Consider the following 18,699-nt stretch of genomic DNA (forward strand, 5'->3'; position numbering starts at 1 on the left):
TCAGAAAACCGGTCAGAAAAGCGCGTCGGCGCAGCGTCCCCGACGCACGAGGCCTCAGCGAGGACGCAACCCGCGACGCACGGGGCAGGGTGTTGCCCGCTCTCGCACATATCCCCACCCCAAAGGCCACACGGAACCCTTCGTGTCCACCCGATTACACACGGCCATGGAATAATAGGGGCATATCGCTTTTACTTCCGGAAGCCAAAACCCCTGAAGCGACACCCACAAGGCAAGCCAATCGTAGGTTCGTCCGAATATTTCACGCCATCCGGCCACACGCCTCGTCGGATCGTCCGGCTACAGTTTCCGCGTCCCTGCCGCACGATCGCTCCCCGTTCCGTGTGTGGCCGTGACCTCATCAGCGGGGCGGTTTGGCGTCCGTAGTGCGGTTGAATCGGAAAAGTGATGACAGGGATAATCCATGGGGCGTCAAGCGATCCACTTGTTCAAACTTCAACTGGCATTCACTTAATAGCCTCCCCGTCCGAATACATTCCGGACGGTATTTACCTCGACCTTTCACAATCCCTCGGCCGGCGCGTGCATCTCAAATGCGAGGGCCTCAACCTCACGGGTTCCGTGAAGGTCAAGGCTGCGGCCGAGATGGTTGATGCCGCGGAACGGTCCGCGCTGCTGCAGCCGGGTGGCCGCATCGTCGAGTCGTCCTCGGGCAGCCTCGGCGTGGCACTCGCCATGATCGCCGCCCATCGCGGCTACGACTTCACCTGCGTCACCGACAACCGCTGCAACGAACGCAACCTCCGTCTCATGCGGGCGTACGGGGCCGATGTCGTCGTGATCGAGGAGCCAGATCCGGTCGAGGGTCTGCTCGGGGCCCGCCTGCGGTTCGTCGCCGACCTCTGCGCCCGCGACCCGGATGTGCTGTGGCTCAATCAATACGCCAACGACAGCAACTGGCTCGCTCACTACAAGACCACGGGCCCGTCGATCGCGAGTGCCTGCCCCGACGCGGAGATGGTGTTCATCGGAGCGGGCACGACCGGCACGCTCACCGGGTGCGCACGCTATCTCAAGCAGGTCGGGCACCCGGCCAAGATCATCGCCGTCGACAGCATCGGTTCCGTGACGTTCGGCGGACCCCCCGGCCCCAGACACATTCCCGGGCTCGGAACGGGGCGACGCCCGGAGATCGTCGATGAGAGCGTCATCGACGAGATCATCATGGTTCCGGAAGCGGAAACCATCCGCATGTGCCGGACCATGGCGGGGCGCGGATATCTCTTCGGCGGGTCCACGGGAACCGTACTCGCTGGAATGATGCACCGGATATCCACGGAACGGGCCGACATGCTGGCCGTCGCCATCTCCCCGGATTTCGGTGAACGCTATCTGGATTCCATCTACGACGACGAATGGGTCAAGGACCGGTTCGATCTGGGCGGTGGCGCCGCACAGATCACCCGCCGTGTGGCGGTGCCGGTGACAGACGGCCAGGGGGGCATCTGATGGCCGAGCAGCACAGCATCATCGGACTGTTCGAGAAGCAGGTACAGCAGTCACCGGACAGCACAGCGGTCGTCTTCGGCGACGACCGGCTGACCTACCGGGAACTGCGTGAAGAGGCACGTCGTGTGGCCGGTCGGCTGCGAGGGCTCGGGGTCGGCCCCGAGACCCTTGTCGGCATGGCGTTTCCGCGCTCCGCGGACGCTGTGGTCTGCATGCTCGGGATCGTCCTGGCAGGTGGCGCCTACCTCCCCGTGAACCCGGCCTTCCCCGCAGAGCGGCTCGGTCGTGTGCTCGGTGACGCGTGTACGCCCTTGGTGGTGTGCGCCCCCGAGGCCGCTGAGACCATGCGCCAGGCACTCCCGGAGGGAACCGCCTTACGCACGTTCCCGGACCTGTTCGCCGATGACGCCGCTCCGGCCGACGGCGAACTGCCGGAGGCCGTCCCTGCGGACGCCCTTGCGTACGTGATGTACACCTCGGGCAGCACGGGACGCCCCAAAGGCGTCATGGTGGAACACCGGGGGGTGGTGCGCCTGGTCAAGGACACCGATTACTTCGAGTTCTCACCGGACGAGCGCTTCCTGCTGACCGGAGCCCTGGAGTTCGACGCCTCGACCTTCGAGATCTGGGGCGCACTCCTGAACGGGGCCGTCCTGCACATCGTCGACCAGGAGACCCTCGTCGTCCCGCAGCGTCTGAAGCGTGCTCTGGAGCAGGCGCGGACGACGGTCCTCTGGCTGACCGCACCGCTCTTCAACCAGCTCGTCGACGAGGACGTCCTGCTGTTCGAGGGCCTAGGCACGCTCCTGGTGGGGGGCGACGCGCTTTCCTGCCCTCACGTGAACCGGGTGCTCGAAGCCTGCCCGGGCCTGCGGCTGCTCAACGGCTACGGCCCCACCGAGAACACCACCTTCACGACCGTCTTCCCTGTGGAGCGTTCCTACGAGTCCGCCGTTCCCATCGGCCGCCCGATCGCCGGGACCACCGCCCGTGTTCTCGACAGCGACCTGCGTCCGGTGCCGACCGGACAGATCGGCGAGCTGTTCACCGGTGGGCTGGGGCTGGCACGCGGCTACCTGCACAACCCTTCGGCGACGGCGAAGAGTTTCCTCGTGCTCGACGGCGAGCGCTACTACCGCACCGGCGACCTGGTCAGCGCGGACTCCACGGGCGTCCTGTCGTTCCACGGCCGCAGCGACGGCCAGGTCAAGATCCGCGGCCACCGGGTCGAGGTTCAGGAGGTCAACAGTGCCCTCCTGGGCCTCCCCGGTGTGCGCGACGCGCACACCGGCGTCCAGGACTCCGCGGCAGGAAGGAGGCTGATCGGCTACGTGGTCACGGACCGCGAGGTCGACGAGGAGGTCGTGCTCAGCGAGCTGAGGCGCCGTATGCCCTCGTACATGTGCCCGCAGCGGATCGTGCGGGTCCCCCGGTTGCCGCTCAATGCCAACGGCAAGGTGGACACCGCCCAACTGCCCGCTCCGGCCGCCTCCGTGCACCCGCTCGCCGGGCTGCTGAGCAGCGAAGAGGAGAAGCTGGCCGTTCTCTGGGCGGAGGTGCTGCACTGCGAACCAGAGGTGATCGGCCCGGACAGCGACTTCTTCGAGCTGGGCGGGACATCCCTCACCGCCGGAGCACTCATCAGCAGGATCGGGCGCGTGCTGGGCATGGCGTTGAGCTTCAAGGAGCTGTTCTCCGCGCGCACGCTGCGCGGCATGACGCGCAGCGTGGCGGAGGCCGAGCCTCAGGCCTTCGCAGCCATCCCGGAACTACTGGTCGACGGTGACCTGCCCCTGCACCCTCAGCAGCGTGGCATGTACGTGCTGTGGCAGGTCGACGAGGAGTCGCTCGCGTACAACGTTCCGGCGCGTCTGGACGTGAGCGGGCGCCTGGACCCCGATCGGCTGCGGACCGCGCTGCGTCAGCTGACGCAGCGTCATGATGCTCTGCGCACGCGCTTCGTCACCGAGATGGACGCTCAGGGCAGGCCTCAGGTGCGGCAGCTCGTCCAGGGCTCCGTGAACGTGCCGCTCGAGGTCCTGTCCGGTTCGGGAGCGTTGACGGACGAGGACGTCGTCGCCCGGTTCGTCCGCCCCTTCGACCTGGCGAACGGTCCCCTGCTACGCGCTCTGCTCGTGCAGGACCGGGAGCGTGACGACCGCCTGTACCTGGACGTTCACCACATCGTCTTCGACGGGGTGTCGCTCGCGCTCCTGGTCGACGAACTCCTCGACCTCTACGTGGGTGTCCGGCCGGAGGAGCCGGCCACGACCTACGCCGCGGCCGGCCGGTGGCTGGACGTCGAACTCGAGACCGGCCGGTTCGCGCGGGACCGCGCGTACTGGCTGGAGCGGTTCCGGGACGCCCCGCCGCCCCTGGACCTGCCGACGGACCACCCGCGCCCCGCCATCCGCAGCACCCGGGGCGCCGTGGTGCGAAGCGAGCTGGGGACGGCGTGCCAGGACGCGGTGCGTCGCTGCGCCGCCGCTCACTCGGTCACCGACTTCTCCGTCCTGCTGATCGCTTACGCCGCCGTACTGGCCCGGCTCAGCGGGCAACGCGATCTTGTCGTCGGCTGTCCGGTGAGCGGGCGGGTCCATCCCGATCTGGACCGTGTGATCGGGATGTTCGTCAACACTGTCGCGCTGCGCCTGCAGATCGACGACAGCGCGACACTGGGTGACCTGCTGGCCCAGGCAGGTCGCGAGCACCGCGTCGGACTGACTCACCAGGCCTATCCCTTCGACCGGCTGGTGGAACAGGTCGCGCCCCGGCGGAATCCGAGCCGCAACGCGCTCTTCGACGCCTTCTTCGCGCTCCAGAACATCGACTTCCACGTCTTCCGTAAGCACGGGCGCCGCGTGACGGTCTCGCTGCCGCATCCCGGCACCAACCGCTTCGACCTCAACCTGCAGGCGCACCAGCGCCCGCAGGGTCTGTGCCTCGAACTCGAATACTCGACCGCTCTGTTCACCCGGCAGTCGGCGGAGTCGCTGCTGGAACAGATCGTGGCCACCCTCGACGAGGTACTGCACCGTCCCGGCCTCCCCGTATTCCCGCCGGCAACCAGGTCCGCCGCGCCGCCGACAACCGCGCGCACCGCACCTGCCACCGACTTCGCTTTCTAGGGACCGCTACATGAGTAACGTCATCGCACTCCAGCAGGCGCTGCGCGCCCACCCCGAGCAGGCCGCGTACTGGCGGGCACAACAGCATGCCTGGTCCGAGCCGACCGTGCTGGTCCGGGACCATCTGCGCCGGGATCCCGAGGCCGGCGCGCAGGCGCAGGCGGCGCTCGCCCCCTCGGCGGTCGCCGCCGCAGGCAAGCTCACCGGCGGCGACCCGATGCTGCAGCGGGTGCTCGCAGGCACGGTGCTCGCGCTGCTGGCCGCCCGCGCCACCGACCGGCAGGACGTAACCGTCTTCGTTCCCGTCGACAGCACAGCCGTTCCGCTCTCGGTTCGCATCACGGCGGGTCAGACCGGCCGCGGCCTGCTCACCGCGCTGCGGGCGCACTATCTGGAGGCGGCCGAGCACCTGGACATCCCCGTCCAGGCTCTCCTGCGGCACGAGCAGCAGCAGCCGAGCGACATGATGCTCACGCTGGACTCCCAGCTCGCACCGGACCATGCCGAACAAGCGGGCTGTCCGGTCCTGTTCGATGTGCGGGCCGACACGGTCGCCGTCCACGGCGACCCCAGCCTGTTCACCTCGGGCACCGCCCAGCGGCTCGCCGACACCTACGCCGCGCTGTACGCCGCGCTGCTCGCCGACCCCGCGGCCCCTCTCGCGTCACACCTCGCGGCCGACGGGTCCGAGCTCGCCGCGATCACCGGCGAGTTCAACGACACCGACGCGCCGTTCCCGGACACCCGCACACTGCACAGCTTCCTGGAGGAACGCTCGTCCGGCGACCCGTCGGCGATCGCCGTCGCCGACGACGGCACGACCTACGGCGAGCTGAATGCGGCTGCCAACCGCCTCGCCCGTGCGCTGCGCTCTCGCGGTGTGGAGGCCGGCACCGTCGTGGGCGTGTGCGTACCACGTTCCAGGAGCATGCTGGTCGCGATCTACGCGATCCTCAAGGCGGGCGGCGCCTATCTGCCGGTCGATCCCACCCTGCCGCGCAACCGCGTCGACTACATCCTCGATCACAGCGGAACCGCCCTTGTGGTGACCGAGGACGCGACCCGCGAGGTCGTCGCGGGCCGTGGGACGGTCGAGGTGACGGCCGCCTACGACGACACCGTCGACGCGAGCGATCTCGAACCCCTCAGCGGACCGGACGACTTGGCCTACGTCATCTACACGTCCGGCTCCACGGGCAGGCCGAAGGGCGTCATGGTCGAGCACCGCGCCATCGTGAACCGGCTCTGGTGGATGCAGCGGGCCTACCCGATGGGCAGCGACGACGTCGTCCTGCACAAGACGCCCTTCACGTTCGACGTATCCGTGTGGGAGATCTTCTGGTGGTCCCTCGCGGGCGCCTCCGTGGCCACCCTGCCGGGCGGCGACGAGAAGAACCCGGAGCGGATCGTGGAGCGCATCGCCACGGCCGGTGTGACCACACTGCACTTCGTGCCCCCCATGCTCGACGCGTTCCTCCGCTACGTCTCGGCGACCGGCGCCGAGGGCCGGCTGAGCACCGTGCGCCGGGTCTTCGCCAGCGGTGAGGCACTCGCCGTCGCGCACGCCGAACTGTTCCATGAGGTCATCGGCGCTTCTGCCCGGCTGGTGAACCTGTACGGCCCCACCGAGGCAGCCGTCGATGTCACCCACCAGCCGTGCGACACGGTGGACAGCACGCGGTCGATCCCCATCGGGCGCCCCATCGACAACATCCGCCTCTACGTCCTCACCCGCGACGGGGCCCACGCGCCGCTGGGCACCCCTGGCGAACTGTGCATCGCCGGCGTGGGTCTGGCACGCGGTTACCTCAACGCACCCGAGCTGACCGAGGAGCGCTTCCCACCCCATCCCTTCCAGCCGGCCGGCCGCATCTACCGCACGGGTGACCTGGCGCGCCGCCTGCCCGACGGGACGATCGAATATCTCGGACGCATCGACACCCAGGTCAAGATTCGCGGATACCGCATCGAACTGGGCGAGATCGAGCACGTCGCGGGCGCCTGTCCCGGCGTCGCCTCCTGCGCCGCGACCGCCGTGGAGGACACCTCGGGGGAGAAGTCCCTGGCCGTCTACGTGGTCGCCTCAGCAGGCTTCGGCTCCGACGCGCTGCGCCGGCATCTCGCCGCGGAACTGCCGTCCTACATGGTTCCGCGGCACATCGTCGAGGTCGACGCCATCCCTACCAACCACAACGGCAAGCGCGATCTCCGGGCGCTGCCGCGGCCGGTGCCCGCGGGCAGCACCGGCCCGGACACCGAGGCTCCCACCGTGGCGCCGCGCACCTCCACCGAGCAGGCCCTCGCCGACATCTGGAGCGACGTCCTCGGCGTGGAGACGGTCGGCGTCCACGACAACTTCTTCGCCCTCGGCGGTGACTCGATCAAGTTCATCGGCGTCCTGGCGCGCGCCCGCGCCGCCGGCCTGCGGTTCTCCTTCCAGGAGCTGTTCGCCCACCCGACAGTGAACGAACTGGCCGGTGTCGCCGAGACCGGCGAAGCCGCCCGGGCCGGAAGCGTGGCCCCGGACCCGGTCGAGCCGCTCGCACTGCTCTCCCGGGCGGACCGCGCAGCCCTGCCACCGGGCTCGGTCGACGCCTACCCGATGTCCCAGCTGCAGGTCGGCCTTATCTACGAGGCAGCCCGCAGCGATGTCGAGGGCCTGTACCACGACATCCTCAGCTACCCCATCGCCGAGAGCGTCGACATCGGCCTGTTCGAGCGGGCCGTCGCACATGTCGCGGGCCGTCATGCGGTCTTCCGCACCTCGTTCCACCTTCACGGCTACAGCGAGCCGATCCAGGTCGTGCACGCCGAGGCCCCGTCCCCGCTCACTGTGCACGACCTGCGCGCGCTGTCCCCCGGCGAGCGCGAGGCAGCTCTGAAAGCTTTCTCCCGGCAGGAGTTGCGCGACGGCTTCGGCGACGGCGCCGCCGACCTGATCCGCGTCCACCTGCATCTGCTGGGACCCGAGGAGTTCCAGTACTCACTCAGCTACCACGACGCCGCCCTCGACGGCTGGAGCGTCAACACCATCCACCGCGACCTCTTCACCGCCTACTTCACCCTGCTCGACGGCCGAGAGCCCGAGACTCCCGCGTACGCCGTGTCCTACCGCGACTTCATCTCCCTGGAGCGACAGGCACTGGACTCCGGCGAACACCGCGCGTTCTGGCTGGACCTCATGACGGACGCGGAGAGCACCCAGCTGCCGCGCCACCGGGCCCAGCCACAGCCGGGTGAGGGTCCTCCCGAGGTCGTCATCCATGACGTCGGCCTGCCCGAGGGGCTGTCCGAGCGGCTGATCGAGCGTGCGCACCGGCTGCGCCTTCCGGTCAAGTCGCTGCTGCTCGCCGCGCACACCGCTGTGCTCGGTTTCGTCGCCGGGACGAACGACGTCCTGACCGGCTACGAGCACTCCGGACGTCCGGAGACGGAGGGAGCCGAGACCGTCACCGGTCTGTTCCTGAACACCGTGCCGTTTCGGGTTCGCCTGCCGGACGGCGGCACCTGGGCCGACCTGGCGCGTTCGGCGTACGAGGCGGAGAGCGACATGCTGCCGCACCGCCGCTTCCCCATGGCGGAGATCAAGCGCGCGGTCGGCAGTCGGGACATGCTCTTCGAGACGGTCTTCAACTTCACTCACTTCCACGTGCTGAAGAGCCTTGGTGAGCGGGACGGGTTCGCTCTGGTCCGCTCCGTCGTCAATGCGCAGACGGAGTTCCCCTTCCGTGCCGAGTTCTCCCAGGACGCGGTCTCCGACGAGGTGCTGCTCAGCATCCACTACCACCCGGGCGTCCTCGACGCGGCTCAGACCGCACGCATGGGGAGCTACTACACCCAGGCCCTCAACCTGCTGGCGAGCGAGCCCGACCAGCCGCTCGGCGCCACCTCGCTGATGAGCGCCGAGGAACAGGCGCTGCTGCGGGAGTTCAGTGGCGGACCCCGGACAGTGCTGCCCGATGGCACCTTCGTCGACACGTTCGCCGCGTCGGTCCGGCGCCGTCCCGACGCCATCGCCCTGCGGAATGGTGAGCAGGTCCTGACGTACGCCCGGCTGGACGAGGAGTCGGACCGACTCTGCGCCTTCCTCGCCACGCGGGGTGTACGGGCAGGCGACGTGGTGACGACCATGCTGCCGCGTGGCACGGCCTGGGCAGTGACCGTCCTCGCCCTGCTGAAGAGCGGTGCCGTCTATCTGCCGCAGGATCGCGCCTACCCCGCCGACCGCGTCGCCTCGGTGCTCCGCCGGAGTGGCTGCCGCCATGTCGTCGCAGCCGACGAGGATGCCGCCCGTCTGCGGGGCGTGCTGGGCGAACGGCTCGACGGCGTCGAGGTCCTCTCCTATGAACACGCCGCTTCGGTCACTCCGGCCGCGCCCGCCGCCCGGCCGGGGCCGGACGAGGCCGCGTACATCATCTTCACCTCCGGTTCCACCGGGGAGCCCAAGGGCGCGACGATCCGCCACTCGGGCATGCTGAACCACCTGCTGGCCAAGGAAATCGACCTCAAGCTCTCCAAGTCCGACCGGGTGGCGCAGATCGCCACCCAGTGCTTCGACATCTCGGTGTGGCAGTTGCTCGTCGCCTGGATGTCGGGCGGCAGCACCGTGATCTACGGTCAGGACGAGATCGTCGAGGCGGGTGCGTTCCTCGCGGCTCTGCGCGAGGACGGCATCACCATCCTCGAAGTGGTCCCCTCCTACCTGGACGCGCTGCTCACGGAGGTCGAACAGCGGCCGGCACGCCTGCCCGGCCTGCGGTTCAACATGGTGACCGGAGAACCCCTGCCGCCCGGCCTGACACGCCGCTGGTTCGCGCACTACGACGTCCCGCTCGTCAACGCGTACGGTCCCACGGAGGCGTCCGACGACGTCACGCATCACGTCATCGAGCACCCGGTGCATGACACCCGAACCCCTGTCGGGCGGCCGGTCGTCAACACCGGCATCCATGTCGTGGGCCCCGATGACGCGCCGCGTCCCGTCGGTGGTTACGGCGAGGTCTGCGTGACCGGCGCGGGTGTGGGACTCGGCTACGTCAACGACGAGGAGCGCACCGCAGCGGTCTTCGTCGCCAACACCCTCGACGACCGGTCGCAGATCATGTACCGCACCGGCGACGTGGGGCGCTGGCTGCCCGACGGCAACCTGGACTGCGCCGGCCGGGTCGACCACCAGGTCAAGGTGCGCGGCCACCGCATCGAGCTGTCCGAGATCGACAGCGCCCTCGAACGGCTGCCCGGAGTGGACGGCGCCGTCACCCTGGCCCGCGACCTTCGGGGTGAGAAGCGGCTCGTGGCGTTCTACTGCGGTGCGGCGGAACCCGATCTGCCCACGATCCACGCCGTTCTGTCGGCTTCGCTGCCCGCCTACATGCACCCCGAGATCCTGGTGCGCATGACGGAGTTCCCGCTCACCGGGAACGGCAAGGTCGACCGCAAGGTTCTCGCACGCCACGACCTGGCAGCCGCCGGCCGCACGGACGTGGTGCCTCCGGCGGACGAGGAGGAGCGGCTGGTGCGGGACCTGTTCGCAGAGGTGCTGGGCCGCGCCCCGGAGACCGTCGGTGTCACCGACAACTTCTTCGAGATCGGCGGCCACTCACTGGCCGCGATGAAGGTCGCGGCGGCCACCGAAGGGCGAATCTCGCTGCGGGACCTGCTGGCCCGTCCCACGGCACGGCATCTGGCGCGGGGGCTCGTGCGGCAGGCCGGCACCCGGCGGGACCTCCTGGTCGATCTCACCGCGGCGGCGGGCGGCGCGGCGAACGGCCGGCCCCGGGCCACCGTGGTGTGTGTGCCCTTCGCGGGAGGCAGCGCGGTCAGTTACGTCGCCCTCGCAAGGGAACTCGCCGGGGCGGGGGCGCCGGTCCGTGTGCTCGGGGTGGAACTGCCCGGACGTGACCGGGACGACAGTCTCGCTCCCGTCCCGGTGGAACAGCTCGCGGAGCAACTCGCCGAGGAGATAGAGCGCTCGGCCGGCACCCCCGTCATGCTGCTGGGCCACTGCGCCGGATCCGCGCTCGGTCTTGCCACCGTGCCACTGCTTCGCGAGCGCCGGGTGGACGTGCGAGGGCTGCTCGTGATCGCCAAGCTGCTCAAGTCCGTGGACCCCGCGGCGCACGCCTCGAACAAGGTGGTCGACATGTCGGAGGAGGAGATCCTGGCCTGGCTGGTGGACAACACCGGCCTCCAGGACATCGCCGGCCTCGGGGCCAAGGAGCGAACGGACCTGGCCCGCGCCTTCAGGTACGACACGGCCCAGGCCACGCGCGCCTTTCACCAGGCTCTGTCCCTGCTGCCCGCGAGCCGTCTCGACTGCCCGCTCACCGTCCTGCTGGCCGAGGACGACCCACTGGCGCGGGGCCACGAGGAGACGGCACGCAACTGGGAGCTGTTCAGCGACGCCGTACGCGTCGAGGTCGGGGCCGACGGCGGCCACTACCTGAACACGACCCGCCCCGAGCGGATCGCAGCCGCCCTCCGCGCGGGTCTGGGGATGTGACCTCGTGACCACCGTGACCATCGTGCTCATGGGCGCCGTGACATTCGCCCTGCGGTTCTGCTTCTTCGGTCCGCTCAAGCCGGAGCGGCTGCCGGGCGGCATCGAGCGGGCCCTGCCCTATGTGATGCCCGCCGTCCTGATGGCGATCATCGTGCCGTCCGTCGTCCTCGCACCGGCCCCGGACGACGGTCCCGGCTGGCTCTCGCCCTATCTGGTCGGCGCGCTGGCCGGATTCGGAGTCGGCGTGTTCAAGAAGGACAACTTCTTCCTGGTCTTCGCCTCCGCGGTCGCGGCGTTCGCCCTGACCAAATTCCTGCTGTGACGGAGCCAGTGATGAGCACATCCTCCACACCCGCCCGGCCGGTGAGCCGCGGGCGGGAGGTCCGCACCGGACTCCGCGACGCGACCCCCCTCGCACTCGGTGCCCTTCCCTTCGGGCTGCTGTTCGGCGCTGTCGCACAGCAGGCGGACCTCAGCCTGCTCGACACCATGCTGTTGAGCGCTCTCGTCAACGGCGGCTCCGCCCAGATGATCGCCACGGGTCTCATGGCCTCCGGCACGGTCTGGTTCGTCGTCGTCGCGACCTGCCTGGTCGTGAACATGCGGCACGTGTTCTACTCGGCAGCCCTGTCCGCGAAGGTCAGGCACCTTCCGACGCTGTGGCGGGTCGTACTGGCCTACGGCCTGATCGACGCGATCTACGTGCTGGCCGCCAAGCGGTACGAGGCCGCAGACGGCCGGCGCGGCCAGCAGCACTGGTACGTCCTGGCCGCGTCGCTCCTGATGTACGCCGGCTGGCTCTCCAGCACACTGGTCGGCTTCCTGTTCGGCAAGGACGTCACACGCATCGACGGCCTGGGACTCGACTTCGCGATCTACGCCACGTACATCGGCCTGGTCGTCTCCTGTTTCACCAGCAAGCGCGCCGTGGCAGCCGGCCTGGTGGGCGGCGCACTGGCCCTGGCCCTGCATCGGCTGCCCTACCAGAGCGGCCTGTTCTGCGCCACGCTGGCGGCAACCGTGACCCTGGCGCTGTGGGAGGGCCGTGCGCGGGCGGACGACTGCACGCCCGGGAGTCCCGAGCAGGAGCCGACCGCCAAAGGCTGAGCACCGGGCCCGACCGTCCCGTTCGTTTCCGTTCTCTTCGAGGAGCTACCACCTTGTCCACCGTCCCTCCCTTCTCCGTCGTCAGCGGAGCCACCGTGCACGACGTCCTCGCCGGCCATGAGCAGGACATCGTCGACCTCGTCGCCCGGGCCTACACGGCCCACGGCCGGCAGCAGACGGTCAATCCGCCCAGCTACTTCCTTCGCTTCCCGGACCGGCCGGACTCCCGCATCATCGCGCTGCCCGCCTCCCTGGGAGCCGAGTTCGCTGTGGACGGCATCAAGTGGATCTCCAGCTTCCCGGCCAACATCGCTTCCGGGCTGCCCCGAGCCTCGGCTGTCCTGATCCTCAACGACCACGAAACCGGCTACCCGTTCGCGTGCCTGGAGAGTTCCATCATCAGCGCCACGCGCACCGCGGCGTCCGCCGCGCTGGCCGCGGACCGGCTGCACGACGGCCGGGAGCGCCCACGCCGCGTCACCTTCGTCGGCACCGGCCTGATTGCCCGCTACATCCACCAGTATCTGTCCCGCACCGGCTGGGACTTCGACACAGTCACCGTCTACGACCACGCTCCGGAGTACGCCCGCGGTTTCGCCGACTACGTCTCGGGCACGGGACACGGTGGCACCGTGAACGTCCTTGACGACGCCGAGACGGCAGTCCGCGCCTCAGAACTGGTCGTCTTCGCCACCACGGCGGCGGAGCCGCACATCAAGGACGTGGACTGGTTCGCGCACAATCCGACAGTGCTCCACATCTCTCTGCGGGACCTCTCGCCGGAGATCATCCTGTCCGCCACCAACATCGTGGACGACATCGAGCACTGCCTGAAGGCGCAGACCTCACCCCACCTCGCCGAACAAGCCACGGGTGACCGGTCGTTCATCGACGGCACGCTCTACGACGTGCTGGAGGGCAAGACCGAGATCCGCGGCGATCGCCCCGTGGTGTTCTCGCCGTTCGGACTCGGCGTGCTCGACCTGGCCGTGGGTGCGCACGTCTACAGCGAGGCGACCCGCCGTGGCCTGGTGACCCCCGTCCCCGGTTTCTTCCACGACCTGAACCGTTACGCCTGAGCTGAGACTGTGACGCGGTGACACCGGCCGCTGCGATGACGGGTGGCGCGGCCGGTGTCACCGTCGGAGACGGACGAGGGCCCAAGGACGTGGAGGCCAGGGCGAGCACGAAGACGGGCCGGACGGCAGCCCGCATCCACCCGTGGATGCGGGCTGAGACACGGCCGGCTCCTGGAAGTGGCAGAGGCACCTGCCCGGAGTACGGGGAACCGAGTCGTCCGTTGCGACTACGTTGCCGCGTCCTCGTCCGGCGCCCGGCTCTTCACGTCGAACATCGGGATGAAGACCTGCGCCAGCGGCCCGATCGCGACAGCGTAGATGAGCGTGCCGATACCGAGCGTCGCGCCGAGCAGGAACCCGATGACCAGCACGGTCAGTTCGATGATCCACCGGACGGCCCGGATGGAGTGGCCGCGGGCCGCCCACCCGGTCATCAGCCCGTCGCGGGGCCCCGGCCCGAGGCCGGCGCCGATGTACGCTCCGGTGGCGACGCCGTTGAGAACGACGCCGGCGATCAGCACGGTCCAGCGCAGCCACATCGCCTCGGGCACGGGCGTCCAGGCCATGAAGAGGTCCATGACCGTGCCGACCAGCAGCACATTGAGTACGGTGCCCAGCCCGGGTTTGTTGCGCAGCGGGATCCACAGCAGCAGCACCAGTGCGCCGATGATGTTGGTCCACATGCCGATGCCCAGACCGACGGTCCGGGACAGGCCCTGGCTCAGCGCGTCCCAGGGCTCGACGCCGAGCCCGGACTGGATCACCATGGCGTCGCTGACGCCGTAGAGGACGAGCCCGAAGACCAGCTGCGACAGCCGGCGGCCGTGCCGGTCGGGAATCAGCGGTCGCTGGATGATCGCTGTGATTCCGCGTGATTTCCGGTCCGACGTGCCGCTTACCGCAGCGCTGTCACGCATCGACGTCATGGGAGCTCCTGGGCTGAACACTGAGTGAGCCGGGCGCGGGGACATTGGGGTGCGAGGGTGCGGCCAGCCATCGTGCCACCGCGGCCAGATACTCGTCCACGTCCATCAGGAAGGCGTCGTGGCCTCCCCGCGCGATCTCCTCGTGGAAGTGCGCGCAGCTGACGCCCACCTTGTCCAGCTGCTCCATGATGTGGCGGCTGTGCTCGACGCCGTACAGCCGGTCCGACTCGAAGCTGAAGAGGTGCACGTCCGGCTCAGCTCCGGCGACCTTCTCGTACGGCGTCGCGAAGGCGTCGAACAGGTCCATGGCATTGGTCAGGCAGAGGTAGCTGTTCGCGTCGAAGCGTGCGACGAGCTTGTCCGCCTGATGCTCCAGATAGCGTTCCACGGAGAACGGCCCCCGTGCGGCATCCGCCTCCGTGCCGGCTCCGCGCGGCACCGGAGCGAGGTCGCGGTCGAACTTCGCCTGCAATGATTCACCTGACATGTAGGTGAGATGGCCTACCATGCGGGCGATGCCCAGGCCCGCGTCCGGCCCCTCGCCTGCCCGGTAGGCACCCCCACGGAACCGTGGGTCGCTGCGGATCGCGGCGCGTCCGATGGCGTTGAACGCGAGGTTGTCGGTGGACAGCTGGGCGGAGGTGGCGATCAGTCCGTACCGCCGCGCGTCCTGCGGATGGCGCAGCAGCCACTCCAGCGCCTGCATGCCGCCCAGGGAGCCGCCGACGACCGCGTGCAGCCGTCCTACGCCGAGCCGGCGCAGAAGCTCGCGGTGGACGGCGACCATGTCGGCGACGGTGATCTGCGGGAACGGCACCCAGGTCGTGCGGTCGGCGAGCGGAGCCGGTCCCAGGGTGCCCGAGCAGCCGCCGAGCACGTTGGCGCAGATCACCTGGAACCGGTCCGTGTCGATGGGCCGGCCCGGCCCCACCATCGATTCCCACCAGCCCGGAGCGTCGTCCGGCCGGTGACGGGTCACGTGCGCGTCGCCCGTGAGGGCATGGCAGACGAAGACCGTGTCCGCGCCCGTGGGGTCGGGCGGGCCGTACCGTTCGAAGACCACGGGAACATCGGTGAGGGTCCGGCCGGACTCCAGGCGCAGCGGCCTGTCCGCACCGAACAGCACCAGGCGCTCCGCCCGGCGTGAAGCCTTCGTCACCTGCGCCCCCGGGCGCGTCGGGCGGCGGCCGCGCCGAACGCGGTGAACAGCGACTTGGAGACGGGGTCGGAGGAGGCGTACCACTCGGGATGCCACTGCACCGCGAGGGCGAGGGCGGGGGCGTCAGCCACCGAGACCGCCTCGACGACGCCGTCGGCGGTCGCCGCCTCCAGCCTGAGCCCCGGGGCGAGACGGTCGATCGCCTGCTGGTGCAATGAGTTGACCCGTACGGTGTCCTGCCCGAGGATCTCGCGCAGCAGACCACCCGGGGTCACCGCGATGTCGTGCGCGGCAAGGTACTGCTCGTCGCGGGGCAGGCTCAGATCCTCGCGGTGCCCCGCGCCGATCGGCAGCGGGCCGATGTCCCGCAGAGTCCCTCCGTACGCCACGTTCAGCTCCTGCAGCCCCCGGCAGACGCCGAGGACGGGCAGGCCGGCTCCGATCGCCAGGGGAAGCAGCGACAGGGCCAGCTCGTCCCGCTCCGGTGCGCGCGGTCCCGGCCCGGGCGGGCTGCCGTAACGCTCCGGCGCCACGTTGGACTCGTGCCCGCCGAGGACGATCCCGTCGAAGCGGTCGAGCACCGACGGCAGCCAGGGGGCGGGCCCCTGCACCAGGACGACCGCGCAGCCTGATACCTCCTCCAGCGCCGACACGTAGACCTGGCGGACCGCCGCGTGCGGGACGCCGCCGACATCCTCGGTGACACAGGCGAGCGCGACCAAGGGCACGCTCGTGTCCGTTGCGCTCATATCGCCTTCAGCGCCTGGTCGAGGTCGGCGAGCAGGTCGTCGATGTGCTCGACGCCGACCGCGAGCCGGATCGAACCCTGCGTGACGCCGGCCGCGATCTGCTCCGCCTCGGGGAGCTGGGCGTGGGTGGTGGAGGCGGGGTGGGTGGCCATGGAACGTACGTCTCCGATGTTGGTGACGTGCGAGATCAGCCGGAGCGCCTCGATGAACCGGCTGCCGGCCTCCCGGCCGCCCTGGACCTCGAACTGCACCAGCGGGCCCGTGTTGCCGCGGAGGTACCGGCGCACACGCTCGCCCTCCTGGCCTTCGGCGAGGGCGGGGTGAACGACCCGGTCGACGAGTGGATGGCCGTGCAGGAAGGCTGCCACCTCGGCGGAGTTCTCTCCGTGCACCCGCATACGCAGCGGAAGCGTCTCCAGCCCCTGGAGCAGCAGGAAGGCGTTGAAGGGACTCAGGCAGGGCCCGAGGTCGCGCAGCAGCGTCTCGCGGGCCTTCAGCAGGTAGCTGCTGCGGCCGAGCGCACCGCTGAGCTCCTTGCCGGTGCGCGTCCACACGACGTCGCCGTGCGCCGGGTCGGGCGCGGTCATCAGCGGGTGCCGGTCGGCGTGCCGCTCCCAGTCGAAGGTCCCGCCGTCGACGATCAGCCCGCCGAGGCTGGAGCCGTGTCCGCCGATGTACTTGGTCGCGGAGTACACGAGGATGTGCGCGCCCAGCTCGATGGGGCGCAGGACGTAAGGCAGCATCGTGTTGTCGAGTACCAGCGGGAGGCCGTGCGTCTCGGCGGCGCGGGCGACCTCCTCGATGGGGAAGAGCCGCAGGCGGGGGTTGGGCAGGGTCTCGCCGAAGTAGCAGCGGGTGCGCTCGTCGGTGGCGGCGGCGAAGTTCGCGGGGTCCTCGGGGCTGACGAACCGTGTCTCGATGCCGAAGCGGGCGAAGGTGTTCGCCAGCAGGTTCCAGGTGCCGCCGTAGAGCTCGTTGGAGCTGACGATGTTGTCGCCGGCCTGGCAGATGTTGAGCAGGGCGAGGCTGACGGCGGCCTGTCCGGAGGCGACGGCGAGTGCGGCGGCCGCGCCGTCGACCGCGGCCATGCGCTCTTCGAGCACGTCGCAGGTCGGGTTGTTCAGCCGGGTGTACGCGTGCCCGTCCTGGATCAGGTCGAAGATGCCCGCGGCGACGGCGGTGCTGGGCAGCTCGTACGCGGCTGTCTGGAAGATGGGGGTCACCATGGGCGGGGTGATGCCAAGCCGTGCCTGCGAGCCTCCGTGTACGGCTGCCGACTCGGGCCTGGTGAACTCCTTGGCTGCGAGAGCCTCGTGGTCAGGCTGCGACATCGCGCCCCTCCTGGATCCGGTCCTCGGGCGTGGCTCCTCGGTCGGGCGTCATGGAGCGGACGATCGCCGACATGGTGCTGGGCTGTCCCTCGGGCCCGCGGTGGAACAGACCGCCGAGCGCCTTGTCGACGGCGGCGTAGTTCGGGTCCCTGAGCCGGATCTTGCGCGTCTTGTGCAGGTTCCAGAACGGGGTCCTGGGGTCGAGGTGGTGCTCCAGGTGGTAGTTGTCGTTGTGAATGCCGGTCAGGAACTTCTCCCAGCTGCGGCTCTTGCGGTTACGCGTCATGTACAGGTCGATGTTCGAGTCGCGCACCAGGGGTGTGTGCTCGGAGAGTTCGATGTACCAGCCGAGGATCTGGAAGCTCGTGAGGTAGGGAACCACCCAGAACAGCAGAAGCCCCAGCAGCCACCCGCCGTACCAGGCGAGCCCGACGACGAGAGCCCAGAACAGCCAGAACCCGGCCCGGTCCATCGCCCGCTTGCGCCGCTGCACGGGCGAGGAGGCCTCGGTTCGCTTCTCGACTCCTGCGAGGACGCGGTAGCGGTTGCGCACGAGGTAGCGCAGATAGGCCCAGGTCTGGGTGCCCAGCAGTGGGAAGATGACGACCCGCCGCACGTAGTGGGCCGTCGCCGACTGCCGGTACGCGCCCTGCTCGATGAAGAACCGCAGATCGGGGTCGCCGTCCGGGCTGCCGAGCTTGGGGTGGTGGGTGAATACGTGGGAGACCTTGTAGGCGTAGTGCTGCTGGAAGATCGGATACGCGGTCAGCAGTGTTCCGGCGAACATCTGGAGCCGCTTGTCGGCGACGCCCACACCGTGCGCGCAGTCGTGCAGCAGTGTGGACAGCCCTCGCTGCCGGGCCCCCACGACGAGGACGGCGAGCGGGTACAGCCAGTAGGAGCCGTAGACGCAGGACAGGACACATAGTGCCATCCAGAACACGTCCTCGGCCCAGGCCACGAAGACGTGCCAGTTGTCGGCCCGGTTCAGTTCGTTGAGCTCCTGCTGGACATCGGAAGGGAATCGGTACATCCGGTAGCGCCTGCCGTCGTACGCCCATGTGTCGCCAGTGCTCAACGCCTACTCCTCGTTCCCTGGTCCGTCAGGAACTGCGGTGCTGCCGTACAGCAGTGCGAGTCTGGTGACAGGGGCGAGTGCGGGGCAATAGAGTTTTCAGACAGCGCTGAAGTCGTCGGCGCCTCTGACCTGGCCTCGTCGTTTCGCTCGACGGGGGGCCGGTTTCTGCG

At 69.3% G+C, this 18,699-nt stretch carries 11 protein-coding genes; 6 read left to right on the top strand and 5 right to left on the bottom strand.

Annotated features, from left to right (window positions below; genetic code table 11):
- Positions 1-408: 408 nt before the first annotated feature.
- The 6 genes from sbnA to sbnB are packed head-to-tail and all read left to right on the top strand — an operon-like array spanning position 409 to position 13,286.
- Positions 409-1,470, top strand: a complete 1,062-nt coding sequence (gene sbnA, locus HED23_RS16365; protein WP_203187517.1) for a 2,3-diaminopropionate biosynthesis protein SbnA — start codon at positions 409-411, stop codon at positions 1,468-1,470.
- Entirely contained in the window at positions 1,470-4,598 is a 3,129-nt protein-coding gene (locus tag HED23_RS16370) for a non-ribosomal peptide synthetase (protein WP_203184133.1), read from the top strand. The genes sbnA and HED23_RS16370 overlap by 1 nt, the downstream gene beginning before the upstream one ends.
- 10 nt (positions 4,599-4,608) lie before the next feature.
- Positions 4,609-11,100 (top strand): non-ribosomal peptide synthetase, encoded by a 6,492-nt coding sequence (locus tag HED23_RS16375; RefSeq protein ID WP_203184134.1) that lies wholly within the window; start codon positions 4,609-4,611, stop codon positions 11,098-11,100.
- A gap of 4 nt (positions 11,101-11,104) precedes the next feature.
- Entirely contained in the window at positions 11,105-11,422 is a 318-nt protein-coding gene (locus HED23_RS16380; protein ID WP_203184135.1) for an AzlD domain-containing protein, read from the top strand.
- An 11-nt stretch (positions 11,423-11,433) separates the two neighbouring features.
- Positions 11,434-12,207 (top strand): AzlC family ABC transporter permease, encoded by a 774-nt coding sequence (locus HED23_RS16385; protein ID WP_203184136.1) that lies wholly within the window; start codon positions 11,434-11,436, stop codon positions 12,205-12,207.
- A gap of 53 nt (positions 12,208-12,260) precedes the next feature.
- On the top strand, positions 12,261-13,286 hold the full coding sequence (gene sbnB, locus HED23_RS16390) for a 2,3-diaminopropionate biosynthesis protein SbnB (protein ID WP_203184137.1): 1,026 nt from the start codon (positions 12,261-12,263) through the stop codon (positions 13,284-13,286).
- Positions 13,287-13,513: 227 nt separating this feature from the next.
- Here sbnB and HED23_RS16395 read toward each other — a convergent pair whose 3' ends face one another.
- The 5 genes from HED23_RS16395 to HED23_RS16415 are packed head-to-tail and all read right to left on the bottom strand — an operon-like array spanning position 13,514 to position 18,529.
- Entirely contained in the window at positions 13,514-14,212 is a 699-nt protein-coding gene (locus tag HED23_RS16395) for a YczE/YyaS/YitT family protein (protein WP_203184138.1), read from the bottom strand.
- On the bottom strand, positions 14,196-15,371 hold the full coding sequence (gene metX, locus HED23_RS16400; RefSeq protein ID WP_203184139.1) for a homoserine O-acetyltransferase MetX: 1,176 nt from the start codon (positions 15,369-15,371) through the stop codon (positions 14,196-14,198). The genes HED23_RS16395 and metX overlap by 17 nt, the downstream gene beginning before the upstream one ends.
- Complete coding sequence (locus HED23_RS16405) at positions 15,368-16,120, bottom strand: gamma-glutamyl-gamma-aminobutyrate hydrolase family protein (RefSeq protein WP_203184140.1); 753 nt, start codon at positions 16,118-16,120, stop codon at positions 15,368-15,370. The genes metX and HED23_RS16405 overlap by 4 nt, the downstream gene beginning before the upstream one ends.
- Positions 16,117-17,451, bottom strand: a complete 1,335-nt coding sequence (locus HED23_RS16410) for an O-acetylhomoserine aminocarboxypropyltransferase/cysteine synthase family protein (protein ID WP_203184141.1) — start codon at positions 17,449-17,451, stop codon at positions 16,117-16,119. The genes HED23_RS16405 and HED23_RS16410 overlap by 4 nt, the downstream gene beginning before the upstream one ends.
- The gene (locus HED23_RS16415; protein ID WP_203184142.1) at positions 17,438-18,529 is read right to left on the bottom strand and encodes a fatty acid desaturase family protein; all 1,092 of its coding nucleotides are present in this window, start codon (positions 18,527-18,529) and stop codon (positions 17,438-17,440) included. The genes HED23_RS16410 and HED23_RS16415 overlap by 14 nt, the downstream gene beginning before the upstream one ends.
- Positions 18,530-18,699: the final 170 nt, after the last annotated feature.

This window comes from Streptomyces pratensis (genome assembly GCF_016804005.1).
Classification (GTDB): Bacteria; Actinomycetota; Actinomycetes; order Streptomycetales; family Streptomycetaceae; genus Streptomyces; species Streptomyces pratensis_A.